Origin of the sequence: Mycoplasma sp. 1018B, from assembly GCF_024582675.1 — a bacterium.
Lineage (GTDB): Bacteria > Bacillota_I > Bacilli_A > Mycoplasmatales > Metamycoplasmataceae > Mycoplasmopsis.
The window spans coordinates 333,077-348,562 of the sequence record NZ_CP102084.1 but is presented as its reverse complement, the minus strand read 5'-3'; the positions used below and the strand labels follow the sequence as shown (position 1 = coordinate 348,562).

The window sequence follows — 15,486 nt, the reverse complement described above, 5'->3', positions numbered from 1 at the left end:
ATTAAATAGTATTTGTTTTCAAAATACTATTTAATAGATTAATTTCTTTTACTAATATTTCTAAAAAAATAATATAGTTAGAATAATTTATATTTTCTATAAATTATTCTTTTTTTTAATTTATTTTTTTATTAAAAAAGATAACAGAATTGTTATCTTTTAATTTATAACTTGTTTTGTTAATTTAATTTTTTTATCAGTTCATTCTACAACGTCTTTTATTACAAGTTTTTGTATTGCACTAATAAATGTTTCCATATATTCAAAATCTATTTTGCCATTTTTTATTGGTAGTTTGATTTTTTTATCTTTTATTTTAACAAAAGAACACATATTTTCATAGCCAAATTTATTTGAAAGATAAGTTAAACTATTTGCTAAAAAAATTCCAATTTTATCAGTTATTTTAATTTTAGGAATTAAAGAAAATACTCTTGCATGAGTTACCATTTTATATTTAAAATTTCTGTAAAAACAATTTCCGAACATGTCAATAGTGATTGTTTTTTCCTTAAAAATTTTGGCGTTAACGTCACTTTTTCCTAAAATACCATTACTATTAAGTCCTGCTGTAATTACATTTATACCTTTATTATTAATATGTTTTTTTTGAATATCAAAATTTCCGTTTTCACTTTCAAACAAATCGCCAATTCTATATTCTTTTCATTCAAAATGTGTAAAATTATCTAGAGTTTTTTCTTCTTCAGTTGTAAGTTGATAATCTTTTAAATTAGTAACAGTTAAATAAGCTTCCAGCTCAGTAACACGCTGAGCTTCCAGCTCAGTAACAAAGTTTTCCATAAATTCGAAATCTATTTTACCGTTTTTTGTTGGTAAGTAAAAATTTGTTTTATTAATACTTTCAATTGTTGAACTATCACCTCAAGATAATTTTTCTAATTGTTTTTGTATTAAAGTTGTCAATATTATCATTACGTTATGTTTAACATTTGAAAATTTAGGCTTTAAAATCTTTACTCTATTTCCTGTAAAAAATTTTTCTTTTTGATAATAAACTGTAAAAGTATCTTGTGCAAATGAAAGAGTGTTTCCATCGTTTAAATATTTTTCATTTTCTTTAATATAACCTTTTAGTCCATTATCTATTGTTTTTCTAACTATATATGGATAAGTATTTTTTATTTGTTTATTATAAATATTATCAATTTTATTTGCATTAAATATTTTTTTACTAGATAAAACATCAAACAATTCACCAATTTTATATTTGCCTCACTGAATATTTTGTAATTTTTCATTCAGTGAGGCATCTATTTTTTTAGTTCTTCATCTTCCTTATTCGTATTTTTAATAATATTAGAAACTTCTCAAGCTAAATAATCAGCTACTGTTTTTTTAAAATCAGCAAGTGTGGGTTTTGTATCTATTGGTGCACTTTGATTTCAATCTGAACCATTTTCTGGGTCAATATATCCTTCACAATATTCTTTTTCAGTAAATATATTAAGTTTACTTTTTCCAAAACGTACAAGATCTACAATTTCTTGATATCTTTCTTTGGCTCTATTTGAATCTACTAAATTAACATTTGCCTTTTTTCTGTTTGTTCTTGTATAACCATCATTAGAAAAATCGATAAATTTTACTATGTTATCTTTATGATGTGCTTCACCAATTCTAAATACATATATATTAGTTTGTACACTTGATTTACCAATAAATAAATCTATAGGCATTTTTATACTAGCAAGAAGCGTATTATTTTTTAGTATTTTTTGATTAATTTCTTTGGCTTTACCGCTGCCAGCTGAATTTTGAATAATAATTGCCGCGTAGCCTTTTTTCATCATTGAAAAAGCTTTTTCAACAAAAATCATACCATTACCAGTTGCTGAATATGGCGGATTAAGAACAAAAGCATCAGCAGGAAATTTTTCATCGATTTTGGCAAAACCATATTTACCGTCAAAATCAATTAATGAGTCTTTATTTAAAATATTTGCACTACCATCCCCCATAAGAATCATATTTAAAATCGCTAACATATAAATATTAGGTAATACTTCTAAACCTAAGAGTTGTTCAGCTTTGATTTTTGATTCTTTTTCTGTTAATTCTAAAGGAGAAATAATTTTTGCTTTGGCATCATTAATCATTTCATTCATGGCGGCTACTAGTAATCCCGCACTACCTGTTGCAAAATCTCATACATAACTATCTTTATTTACTCTGGCTAATTTGACTAATAAATTTGCAACATAAGATGGTGTTAAAACTACATCATTTAATTTATCTTGAGTAAAACCTAATCAAGAATACATTTCATTAAATAATTTTCCAGTAAAATCAGTTGTTAAGCCTATTTTGTAATATATTCCTAAATCGTCTACGATTTTACAAAAGATTCTCTTTAATTGACTTTCTCCATTTATTGGTTTATTGATATTATCTGATAATAATATATTTTTTAGTGTTCTTATGATGAGATCTTGTTTGGATTTAGGTAAATTTTTATTTTTTAAAAAGGATTCAATTTTTCTTACTATGATATCACCATCTGTGTTACCTTCTTCTATTGAAGATTTTAAATCAGATTTTTCTAAAGGACTTACTTTATTAGGTATACCTAAGGTTGCCATTATTGAAGCTGATACAAGATATACTCTATCATTTTCGCTAAGACCTTTTTCATTTGCATATATATCATTATTTAGTTTTATAAGACTTGAAGTAATTTCTTGTTCTCTTTTTTGTTTAAGTTCTTCTAATTCTTCATTGGATAAAAATAATTCATTAGCTTTTTTGATAAACTCATTAAAGTTTTCTTTTCTTAAAAATGAAAGATCACTATATTTGCCTATTTCTTGTCCCATTCCTAAATTATCTTTTGATACATAATATACTCCTATAGAATGTTCAATTTTGCCAGCATTATTTTTATATCCTGTAACACCTATAGCAATTATCTTTGTGTAATTAGTATAATGAAGTATAGCATTTGCATAGTGTATTGCACCATTGACAGCATAATTATTGATATTTTGATAATTAGGTTCATTTTTAATAGTTTTATTATCCACTCTATTATAGTTATCTAATTTAACGAGTTTATCTTTATAACCTTTATATTCAATCAAAATAGGATAATAATTTAAATATTCATCACGTAATAAAAGTTTGGCATCTGGTCTATTACCACCTGTCCCACCACTTTTAGATTTGTATTCGTCTAATGCTTTATCTATTTGTTCATTTAGCTTTTCTTGTTCTAATTTATAATCTAAGCCATAACTTTTAAGTCAACCATTAACAAGATCAGCTATATTTGGTTCAATAGATTGTATTTTTTTCATTTTATTGTCCTTTTAAAATATTTATTTTTAAATACTTAATATATTATCTCTATTTCTAAATTTTAATTGTATTAAGTTCATTTTTATATATTTATTTAATAACATTTATTGTTTAATTTTGTTATTATGATGGCTTTTGTTTTGAAATTTTTGTTATTTTTTATAGTTTGAATTTATTTATTTTCATAATTTGAGTTTTTATTATTATATCAATAATTTTTTATTTAAATTTAATGCAATCTTAATAAATATTTATATTTTAAAATTATAATTTCAATGAATAAAATTTATTTATTTTTAAAATTTCTAACAACCATTAATTTAATTCAATTATTAAATTAAAATGAATAAGTAAGTTTTAAATTTATAAAATGAATATTGATTATTTATTATCCAATTAAATATTTGCATTAATATATTTATTAGTTACTTTATAAAAAATAAAAGGGATTATCCCCTTTTTATAATATTAAACTGTTAAGTTTAATACTTTATTTCTATATTCTTCAAATTTTTCTAATGATCCATATTTTTTCTTGTTGATTGCATCTTGAATTATTGAAGGTATAAAACATAATGCAGCATAAATACCTAAAACAATTACAAGCATTAAACGAGAAATTAATAGAGTACTAAAAGCATCTGTAGTTTTATCTTTAATACCAATTAATAAGAATAAATCAATAATTGGAATAATAGTAGAAATTAATAATGAAACAAAAATTAATACTAAAGCACTTATTGCTCAAAACATAAAGTGAGGTACTGTTTGATTAATTTTAATTCTATTAGTTTTTTTGTTTTTAATTGCTCCATAAATAGCACAACCGATAAATGCAAAGGTAAATAATGCAGTTCAGTTAGCCATTAAATCGGCAAATGAATATAATTTACACATTGAATGATCAATACTATAAATTGAATAATCAGCTGCTGTTAAACTGTAACCTAAAGCACCAATTAGTCTAAAGATAATTACAATAGGTACAGTAATAATTAATGAATATATCACACCTACTACTGGGAAGTTAGGATTTAATTTTTTGTGATATTTTTCTCAATATGATAATTCACCTTAAGGAATTAATTCCTTAGTTTCAAGTTTATGAAAATAAAAAATACAAAAAAATAATATAGTTTTAAAACTATATTATTTTAATATTTAGTAATGATTAATCAAATAACTGATTGCTATAGTTTGATTTGGATTGCTAATATAGTTATTATCTTGTGATATAGTTTCTAATTCATAAAAAAATTCTGAATCTTCTTTAAAATTAGTGTGTTCTAAAACTAAAACATTTGAAAACATATCATAAATTCTTTTTACTATTTCTATTTGACCTGATTTGGTTATTCTTTTTAAAACAAGGGCAAAAGTAATTTTTTTATCTTTATTTTCTTTTAATGTTTTATTTTTAATAGCTGGAATATCTTTATAAGCTAGAGATATTTTTATTTTATCTAAAAATTTTAGTTTAATTTTATTTTTACCTTTAACTATTTGCGAATGATTGAGTCTTAAGTTATTAAAAACTTCATACTGTTCATTATTTATTATTTCTAACATTTTTTCATAATCAGGCATTCCTGCTCCTGTTCTTTCTTCTAATCCGTTTACTTTATATTTTTTTATACCTGTATTATTTATTTGACTAGCACCTGTTACTAAAATAGATTTAAATAATTCTGGAAGTTGTGAGTCCTTAAATTTTAGTATCTCAGGATGTCTTATAAATAAACTATATAATCCACTTATTACTGGAGCTGAAAAACTAGTTCCATATTGTTTTCCATCAAATAAATCATAATCCTCTCCAGGAGCAACTATCAAGGGATTAAGAGGATTTTTAATATTATCTTGTGTCATATAAGTACTAAAATCACTTAAACTTCATTTAGAATGTCTTCCTAATTTAGCAGAACCTACTACTATTGAATTTTGATCTAATTTCCAATTTTGCGTTTTACCATTTATTCTCCCTTGATTTCCAGAAGCAAATACATGTAAAACATTATATTTAATAGTTGTTTCATTAATATATTCGCTAACTATATTATTGTCAGGTCTTGAATAACTATGATTAATTACTTTAACTCCTTTAGATATTAAATAATCAATAGATTTAATTCAAACTTTATAATAAAAATCTAAGTTTATTATATTTTGTGAAAGATAAGATTCTTTATTATATTTTGTCTTATTTAAACGATTATTATCTGTGTAAATATTTTGTTTTATGTTATAAATAGGAGCAACAAATATATCACTTCCAGGCGCTATACCATATCTACTTGCTAAAATTGTAGCAACATTCATCGCGTGAATTGAAGGTATATTATAAAAATTATAATTATAAAACTCTGGATGATTGATTCTCTCATTTTGTTCTAATTGTTCAATTTTATTTTCATAAAATACATTGTGATGTCTATCAAGTCAAGCATCATGTTCTATAATACCTACTTTAAATCTTTCTTGATTTATATTAGTTTTTATGTTAATTTCTTTTTTAAATGATTCACTTTTTAAATGATTGTAAACGTTAATAGCTTCTAATTGTTTTTTTGTACCTTCTTCATTAATTTTCATATAAGCTATTGATTGTTTTTGATAAGCGGCTGATCTTCAAAAATTAGGTTCATAATATTTTTCATAATTTTTATTTGTCATTACACTTACATATTCAACATCATTATCTCTAGTTATTTTATTTAAAAATGCAACTTCTTCTTTAGAAAAAATATTTCTAGAAATTATTCATATTCTATAATCTGTTAAAAAAGATTCAAAATTTAATTTGAGATTAGAATATTGATTTTTTCATTTATTTATGACTTTATTATTGGTATTTTCTATATTTTTATAATTAAAATTATTATTTAATCTATTTTTTAACTTTACAATTGCTATTTTTGCTGATTTTACATTATCAACATTTCTTATAACTAGTTGGTTATTTTCAAATGATAATTCTTCGATTTTTACTAATCTAGTTATACCATAACCATTAATATGTTTTAATGTATCTCTTCCTCTTGTATGATGACTGCCATATGATGATATAACAACTGAAAAAGGAATAATAGGTATTGCTAAATAAGTTAACTTTCCGAATTTATTAAAAATATTTTTTATCTTCATATAATAATTTTATGTTTTTATATTTTATATGTTTGAAGAATGTAAAAAATAATAAAAATTTTGAAAAAATTATTAGTTTCACAATTTACTTTATTTTTTAATTATTAAAAAGAAAATTTTGTAAATAAAAGTTTAATTTTGCTATTATATAACTCTTAGAAAAAATAATTTTACAAAATAATGTTAGTATTTTCTTTTAAAAATATCATTTTGATTAACAATTTTTTGTTATAAGTTTTTACTGATATAAAATTTAGTCTTCTTTTTGTAATAAAAACACATCAAAACATAAAAGAAGTAACTTCAAAAATTATATCCTGAGTTTCCAAGTTAAAAAGGGCTAAAAAACGAAAACACCTATAAATAAGGTATTTTCGTTTTTTTGAATTTTTAATTACAATGATAGATTTTCTATAACAAATAAAAAATCTTTATATATTTTGTTTAATTCATAATGATTTGGATCCAAATTATTAATGATTTCACCAACAACTTTACCGTTAACAGTTTTAGTTGTTATTGTTATAAGTTTTAAGGCATCTATAAACATGTTCATAGTTATCTTTTGAATTTCACCATTATCTTCATAGAACTTTTTGAGTTTATAAATTGAGTATTTTAAAACAATCAACGCTAAGAAACACAAGAAAACATGCGCTTGAATGTGAGAATCTTTATGAACAAACATCGGTCTAACTTCAAGCGAAGATTTCAATGTTCTAAAACCTTCTTCAATTTTTCATTGTTGTCTATAAATTTCATTAGCTCTTTGTGCTGTTAAATCTGGTATGTTGGTTTCAATCATATAGAAACCATCTTGATCAGCTATTTTTCTAATTTTAGAGTAGTTTAATTTGGCAATTGTTTTGCCTTCAACATCCATATATTTTTTCTTATATTCTGGAACAAGATCGCTTAAGCAAATTACATTATTTATTGATTTTTTCTCATATTTGGCTATCGAAAAAGCTCTTTTTATTCTGTCAAGCTTTTCTTTTGCTGGGCTAAAGTAAACTATTTGTTTTCTAAGAGTTTGATTAAATCTTTTCTTTTTTCTATTGTTTGCTCAAACAGATTCAACAAATCTGCTTTTTGAAAATATTTCATGTTCCAACATATAATCTTTATCTTCAATGATGAATTTTTTGTCTGCTTCACTAAGGTTATCAATGCGTTTTTGAACAATGTATTTATAACCTTTTTGCTCTAAAAATCTTAAGTTAGAATTTTGACTAATTCCTCTGTCGACAATAATTGTTATGTCTTTAATCTTGTAAATTCTTTCCATTTCAATTAAAAACTTAATTAAAGTTTGTGAATCTGCAGTATTATCTTCAAAAATTTTGTAATGAAAAGGTATTTCATTATTGTCTGTTGCCATTGCTATTACAATTTGGTCTTCATCATGTTTACCGTCTTTTGAAAAACCTTTTTGTCTTATCCCTTTTCTTGAAAAACTTTCAAAATAAACAGTTGTATTGTCAAAGTGTAATTGTTTAGTGTTTCTATTAGTTAATTCTTGTAATTTATTGTAAAGATTGAACAAAATAGTTTCTTTGTTTGTGAAAAAAGTATCAAAATAGTTATAAATTGATGATTTTTTGATTTCAACGTTCTGTAAAAAATCATTTTTGTTTTTGTATTGACAAATATAGCTTCTTGGAAAAATAATTCTGGTTCCAATGATAAATTCAAGAACTTCTTCTAATGATTTGTGTTTACTTTTTGGCAATGAACTGAATAAGTCTAGCTCTTTGATAATTTTGTAAATTAAATCAATTCCAACATTTTTAACATTGGTTTCAACAGATGTTGGTTCTAACAATTCAAAAAATTTGCTCTTTGCTTCAACTTTGTTGTTTGTAAATGGAACTAATTTTGCGATTGCCTTTAAATCTTCAATGTTTTGCAAAGAATATTTATTCTTAATTTCATTTCAATATCCTAAACCAACTAAATCACCAATTCCTTTGCCATAACCTTTTGAAATTCCTATTGCTAAATAGATACCTTTTGGGTTGTTTCTTTTATATAAGATGTAATTGCTCATGGGTTAATTATACACTATTATCATTGTAATCATTGTAAAAAATAAAAATTTTTTGTTTTTTACTTATATACAAAGTATATAAGTTGAATTTAAAAATTATAAAAAATGAGCTTGCAACTTGGAAACTCAGGATTAAAAATATTTTTTATCTTCATATAATAATTTTATGTTTTTATATTTTATATGTTTGAAGAATGTAAAAAAATAATAAAAATTTTGAAAAAAATTATTAGTTTCACAATTTACTTTATTTTTTAATTATTAAAAAAGAAAATTTTGTAAATAAAAGTTTAATTTTGCTATTATATAACTCTTAGAAAAAATAATTTTACAAAATAATGTTAGTATTTTCTTTTAAAAATATCATTTTGATTAACAATTTTTTGTTATAAGTTTTTACTGATATAAAATTTAGTCTTCTTTTTGTAATAAAAACACATCAAAACATAAAAGAAGTAACTTCAAAAATTATATAACATTTGATATTAATTGCTATTTTATTTAAATCGGGAAAGATTTTTAAAATATTCTTAATAAAAAATTTCATAGTTTAAATTTTTAGTTTTTGCTATTGATACATGAGCTTTAAATGATACAACTAAAATTCTCCTAGAAGAACTCCTAAATTAGATAATAGTGTAACATTATTAATTTAAGATGCAAAAATTCTTACCGATTCTAAATTAGTACAAATTATTGAAGAAATTACAACAAAATATAATATTTCTACTTATAAATATATAACTGAAAGTTATGCAACTGATGGTTATAAATTACATATGGTTATGGTGCGTGTCTGCTATTACTTTATCTATATCGCAACTTTATTGAAATGCTTCTATCGACTAATTTCTTTAGAAGATATTCAAATAAATTTAGATTTAATATAGGAAGTTGTTAAAGTTTTTTATACTAATATGCTTAAAACTTTAAAGAGATTGAATTAAAAGAAAAAAGGACTTAAGTCCTTTTTTAATTAAAATTTACAAAATTAAACTTCAATACCTAAAACTTTTGTTCTGTGTTCATCGAATTTAGCTAATGAACCGTATTTTTTCTTGTTGATTGCATCTTGAATTGCTGAAGGAGCAAAACATAAAGCAATAAAAATACCTAAAACAATAACAAGCATAATACGTGAAATAAGTTCAGTTTGGAAAAATTCTTTAGCATCTGAAGCTGTTTTACCCGTATTAGCAGCTAAATATGCTGTTTCACTGAAATCGCCTAATAAAATTAAGTCGATAATAGGAACTAACATAGTAACAGCTAATGAAAGTAAAATTAATATAATAGCACTAACGGCTCATAATTTAAAGAATTTAACTTTTTGCGGTATTTCTATTTTATTAGTTTTCTTGTTTTTAAGAGCACCATAAATAGCAAAACCAATAAATCCAAAAGTAAATAATGCTGTTCAGTTCGCCATTAAATCAGCAAATGAATATAATTTACCCATAGTTTTCATAGTATCATTACTATAAATTTCATATGCTGAATTTGTTAATGAATATCCTAAAGCACCAATTATTGTAAATAATATAACAATAGGAACTGTAATTATAAGAGAGTAAATAACACCTACAACTGGGAAGTTAGGGTTAAGTTTTTTATGATATTTTTCTCAATAAGGCAATTCGCCTTGTGCAATTAAGTCTTCTACATAACGAGGAGCTCACATTGAAAAACCATTTAGTATACCTAGAACACCTATAGCAATACCAATGTTCATAATACCAAAAATGATTCTAGCAACTAATTGTCCTGTTTCTTTAGCTGCTTCATTTGCGTTTGCTCCGCCTGAGAATAATGCAGCCATTGAATCTCTCATACCAAAGAAGTCACCGCCATTAATTGACATAGAAATTGCAATTACTAAGTAAATCGCAGTTGTTATTGCTAAACCTAAGAATAAAGCCAATGGAGTTTTTTTAGGTTCTTTCATTTCTGAAGAAATACCAGCTGCAACATAAAAACCATCATATGCAAAGAAAATAGCACTTACTGATAAGAAAATACCAATTCCTGCACCTGTGCCGTAAACGCTACCTAGTTTACCTCCAGTAGCGATAGTTTGTGCAGCACTTTCAGCAATACCTACTGAAATTTGACTAGTTTCAACTGTACCTTTTAATACAAAACCTATAATAGCAACAAATGCTAAAGGAATGAATTTAATATATGTAACGATTTGATTTTGAATGTTACCTACTTTTGATCATAATGAAGGCACAATTAAGAAATAAGCTGACATTGCTAATGAAATAATTGTTCAAATTACTCAATCAGCTTGTGTGCCAAAAATAAATGCATCTTGATTAATAAGAGCACCAATACCATCTTGTAACGATAAAATAACGTAAAGTGGCATGAAAAAGTATGTTAATGGTAAGTATACATATACCATAAAGTTTTTGGTTGCGTTGTATATTACTTTACCATTAAAAATTTTTGTTCAACTTATAAGTGATAAGTTGTCATTTTTAACACTAGCTATTTCAATTAAAGCTAAGGCCATAGCTATAACAGCAAATGAGCCTATAATTCATGAGAAAATAGCTAAAGCTAAACTGCCTTGTGAACCTTTAAGAACGCTTTCAGATTTGAAGAAAATACCAGCACCAATTGATCCACCAATAACAATGAACATAGCACTAAAGAAAGAAATTTTCTTTGAGCTTGACATTTCAGAAATAGATTTAGTTTCTTTGTTGTTACTCATTTTTTTCCTTTAATTAATAAAGTTAATAAGTCCCAATGACACGCTTAAATTTTAAGCTTAATATAATTATATAATAATTTATAACAGTTAAAACTAACCATTAATAACTCTTGTACCCGAAGTACCATTAATTGCTTCACCTACTTTATCTAATAAAGCAATAATTGCTACATTATCTTTATGTTCTTTTACAAAACTAATAGCAGCTTGTACTTTTGGTAACATACTACCTGCAGCAAATTGATTTTGTTTTACATATTCTTCCAATTCGCTAACGGTAATTGTTTCCAATTTCTTTTGTTCAGGAGTGTTATAGTTAACATAAACATGTTCTACAGCAGTTAAAATAATAAAATAATTAGCATCTACTTTAGAAGCAATTTTTGCTAATGCAAAATCTTTATCAATAACTCCATCTACTCCTTCTAAAAGATTGTTTTCTTTAATGATAGTTGGTATTCCACCACCACCACCAGCAATAACAACATTGCCGTCGTTAAATGCTTTTTTAATTCCTTCCATACTTACAACATCTAAAGGTTTTGGTGAAGGAACTACTTTACGATATCCTCTTCCTGCATCTTCAATAATTGTAGAATTAGGATTATTTAATTCTGCTTCTTCTTTAGTTAAATAAAATGGACCTACTGGTTTTGTTGGATTTTTAAAAGCAGGATCATTAACATCAACTATAGTTTGCGTTAAAAAGTAAAGAACATTTTTATTACTAATTTGTGCTTTAGTTAATTCGTTTGAAATGGCAGTAACCATATGATATCCAATATATCCTTGACTCATACCGCCAGCTTCAGCAAATGGAACTAAAGGAGTTTTTTCATTTACTTTTTTAGCATCAGCAAAAGCATTAAAAATCATACCTACTTGAGGACCATTACCATGTCCTACTAAAACTTGGTGGCCATCTTTAATTAATTCTGCTACTTTTTGAGCTGGAATTTGTACTAATTTTTTTTGTTCTTCAGGATTATTTCCTAAAGCATTTCCACCTAAAGCAATAACAATTTTAGCCATTTTAATATCCTAAGGTAGCTAAAATAATAGCTTTAATGGTGTGCATACGGTTTCCAGCTTGTTGGATTGATTTATTGTATTTTGATTGGAAAACTTCATCAGTAACTTCCATAGCTCCAGTTGCAACAACAGGATATTTTTTACCTAAAGTTTCTTTAATTTCTTTTGAGAAAGTAGTGTGATCATCATGAAAGGCTGGTAAGCAATGTAAGAAAATTACATCTTCTTTAGCAGCTTTAATCATATCCATGTCAACTTGGAAATCACCTAATTCTTGAATACGTTGTTCAAATAATTCAAATGGTTCACCTAATGATACTCAAACATCAGTGTAAATAGCATCAGCATCTTTAGCTGCTTCTAATTTATTGTCTGAGAAAGTAACAGATCCACCATTACGTTTAAATAATTCTTGAACTTTTTCAAATACTTCTTTGTGTTCTGGACCATTTTGTACTATATCTCATTGTGCTTTTGGACCACAAAGAACAATGTGAACACCAAAGAATGCTGCACCAATCATTAATGAACGAGCAACGTTATTTTTAATATCACCAGCAAAAACAAGTTTTTTACCTTTTAAATCGCCTTTGAATTCCTTAACTGTTAAATAATCAGCAAACATTTGTGTTGGGTGTTCTGCATCAGTTAACCCATTTCATACTGAAACACCTGAATATTTAACTAAGGCATCGACATCTGATTGTTTAAAACCACGGAATTCAATACCGTCATACATTTGTCCTAAAACTGCCGCAGTATCTTCAATTGATTCTTTTTTACCAAAATTTGAACCTGAAGGACCTATATAAGTACATGATGCACCTAAATCAGCAGCTGCTACTTCAAAAGCACAACGAGTTCTTGTTGAGTCTTTTTGGAATAAAATAACAATATTTTTACCAACAAGTGGACGAGAATTAACGTGTAATCCTTGTTGTTTAGATCTTTTTAAATCTAATGATAAATCTAAAACGTAATTAACTTCTTCAGTAGTTCAATTCAATGCAGAATCTAAACTACGACCTAATAAATTAATAGGCATAATATTCCTTTCGTTGAAAGTTAAATTAATCTTATCGATTAAGTTTAAAATAAATTAAAAATATATAGTAAATGTAAAAGGAGAAATTAAATATTAACTATTCGACATCTTCTCTTACTAATGGCATTGACATACATCTTGCTGATCCCATACCAAGAGATAATTGGTTACCATCAAATGATAAAACAGTTACACCTGCAGCTCTAAGAGCTTCTTCAGTTTTTCTATTTCTTGAGTAACCTACAACAACACCAGGGGCTATTGTTAAGTAATTTGTACCATCAAAGTGTGTTTCAATATCAATATCTAATTGACTTGCATTTTCACCAGCGATAGGAATAAGAACAGGTTTTTCACCAATAATACTTTCTAAAACGTCTGCTAATGGTTTATTGGTTTCTACCATTTCTATTTCTTTGCTTAAATCAATTTCTCAAACTTTAAGCACTGATAACATATTTGGTGAATATAAGAATTTATTTTTATCCACCATTGTTAATCATGTATCAAGGTGCATCAAGTTTGGCATTGGAGGTACATTGATAGCAACGATTTTTTTAAATTTAGCTTCTTTGTTGTCTTGAATGTGTTTTGCAATTGTAAGTATAGCTTCTTTGTTTGTTCTTTCACTAACACCTATTACTAAGGTGTCTTTTTTATAAACAAATACATCTCCACCTTCAATACTTCCGTTATCTAAACGATCAAATCAATGAGGAGTTGATTTATATGAAGGGTGAATTGAAAAAATAAATTCAGCAAAAATTGTTTCTCTTTTTCTAACGACATATTTCATATTGTTTAATGAAATACCATTACCTGCTGATGCAAATGGATCACGGGTAAAGTATAAGTTAGGCATTGGATCAACAATTAATTCAATGTCTGATTCAACATTTAATTCTTGTTTACTTACACCAGCCATCATTGTTCTAACCATTTCTACTGGTTGGCCAGCTTTTGATAAAACAAATGTTTTAACTTTGCTTCTTAATTCATTTGTTAAAGCTGGAGTAGCTTCATCTAATCATTTTTCAATGAAAGCTTCTTTTTCTTTTTCTGAAGCATATTTAACATATGTTTCAGCCACAAGATCACTTAATTGAATTGTTTTAATTCCACGGTCTTGTAAGATTTTTAAAAAACTTTTATGTTCTTTAACAGCATCATTTGGTTCTAAAATAGCTGAGAATAATAATTCATCAAGACGAGCAGGTGCGATACGCCTGATTTCGTCTCCAGGGGTGTGTACTAAAACTTCTTTTAATACACCAATTTCACTATATACGTTGATTTTACTCACGAATACTCCTTAAATATAGAAGAATAAGATTACAAATGCTTAATATTTAATTAAGCAATTTAAATTATATTATTTATTAAATAGATAACAATTAATGCTTAAAATAAATAACTAAATAATGAAAAAAAATAATTTTTTGCATAAAAATAAAAAATATTTTTATTTTTGATTTCTTTTATTTTTTATATTATTTTAATTTCTGAAAAAACCAGATTTTAAAATAAAAAAACAAAAAAAGACAAGTATTGTCTTTTTTTGTTACTTATGAAAATCTTTTTTTCTTTTTAATATATAAGAAAATTCCTAATGCTCCTAGAGTTAAAAGCACTCCGATTGAAACACATGTTATTCAAATTCAAGATTTGCTATTATTTTGATTATTATCAATTAGATTTTGATTATAAGTCAATTGTTTATTAATTTGTTCATTATTATATAAATTTAAATTTTTTAAAATTTCTTTTGATTTTATTTCCGCATCTTGAATTTGTTCTTTTAAATCAATATCACTTTGATTTTCATTATTTTTAATTTTTAAATCTTCTAATGATTGTAATAAATTATTAATAGCATTAATTTTATTATTAATTTGACTAATTAAATAACTAAAAGATGTAGCAGAAGAATTAATATTTAAAATTTCTTTTATTAATTGTTCAAATAAAGCATAATTAGTATCTTGTAAAAGCATTAATGAATTTTGTTTTAAAGTTGCTATTTTTTCTTCTTTAATTAAATTATTAGCAATAACTGTATCAAGTTTTGCATAATCGTTATTTAAAACATTGAAAATAAAATTATCTTTAAGTTGTTTTGCAATATCTAAAGTGTTAATTTTATTAATTTGAGTAATTAAATTATTAAATTCTTCT

10 protein-coding genes are annotated in these 15,486 nt (G+C 25.0%); all 10 read right to left on the bottom strand.

Translation table 4 applies throughout. The features are described 5' to 3' along the window. Positions 1–159: 159 nt before the first annotated feature. On the bottom strand, positions 160–1,224 hold the full coding sequence (locus tag NPA14_RS01320; RefSeq protein ID WP_257076234.1) for a restriction endonuclease subunit S: 1,065 nt from the start codon (positions 1,222–1,224) through the stop codon (positions 160–162). 50 nt (positions 1,225–1,274) lie between these two features. After that, positions 1,275–3,317 (bottom strand): class I SAM-dependent DNA methyltransferase, encoded by a 2,043-nt coding sequence (locus NPA14_RS01315; protein ID WP_257075569.1) that lies wholly within the window; start codon positions 3,315–3,317, stop codon positions 1,275–1,277. A 469-nt stretch (positions 3,318–3,786) separates the two neighbouring features. Continuing rightward, positions 3,787–4,329 carry a hypothetical protein gene (locus NPA14_RS01310; protein ID WP_257075567.1) on the bottom strand — a complete coding sequence of 181 codons (543 nt, stop codon included), beginning with the start codon at positions 4,327–4,329 and terminating at the stop codon, positions 3,787–3,789. A 150-nt stretch (positions 4,330–4,479) separates the two neighbouring features. Then, the gene (locus NPA14_RS01305) at positions 4,480–6,462 is read right to left on the bottom strand and encodes a S8 family serine peptidase (RefSeq protein WP_257076229.1); all 1,983 of its coding nucleotides are present in this window, start codon (positions 6,460–6,462) and stop codon (positions 4,480–4,482) included. 394 nt (positions 6,463–6,856) lie between these two features. Beyond that, positions 6,857–8,512 carry an IS1634 family transposase gene (locus NPA14_RS01300; protein WP_257076227.1) on the bottom strand — a complete coding sequence of 552 codons (1,656 nt, stop codon included), beginning with the start codon at positions 8,510–8,512 and terminating at the stop codon, positions 6,857–6,859. A 991-nt stretch (positions 8,513–9,503) separates the two neighbouring features. After that, on the bottom strand, positions 9,504–11,234 hold the full coding sequence (locus NPA14_RS01295; RefSeq protein ID WP_257076226.1) for an APC family permease: 1,731 nt from the start codon (positions 11,232–11,234) through the stop codon (positions 9,504–9,506). Between the two features lie 93 nt (positions 11,235–11,327). Next, positions 11,328–12,266, bottom strand: a complete 939-nt coding sequence (gene arcC / locus NPA14_RS01290) for a carbamate kinase (RefSeq protein WP_257076225.1) — start codon at positions 12,264–12,266, stop codon at positions 11,328–11,330. A gap of 1 nt (position 12,267) precedes the next feature. Continuing rightward, a complete protein-coding gene (gene argF / locus NPA14_RS01285) occupies positions 12,268–13,311 on the bottom strand; it encodes an ornithine carbamoyltransferase (protein ID WP_257076224.1) in 1,044 nt (347 codons plus the stop codon). Positions 13,312–13,408: 97 nt separating this feature from the next. Further along, positions 13,409–14,614 carry an arginine deiminase family protein gene (locus NPA14_RS01280; RefSeq protein WP_257076223.1) on the bottom strand — a complete coding sequence of 402 codons (1,206 nt, stop codon included), beginning with the start codon at positions 14,612–14,614 and terminating at the stop codon, positions 13,409–13,411. 262 nt (positions 14,615–14,876) lie between these two features. Further along, positions 14,877–15,305 carry a hypothetical protein gene (locus tag NPA14_RS01275; protein ID WP_257076222.1) on the bottom strand — a complete coding sequence of 143 codons (429 nt, stop codon included), beginning with the start codon at positions 15,303–15,305 and terminating at the stop codon, positions 14,877–14,879. Positions 15,306–15,486 lie beyond the last annotated feature (181 nt).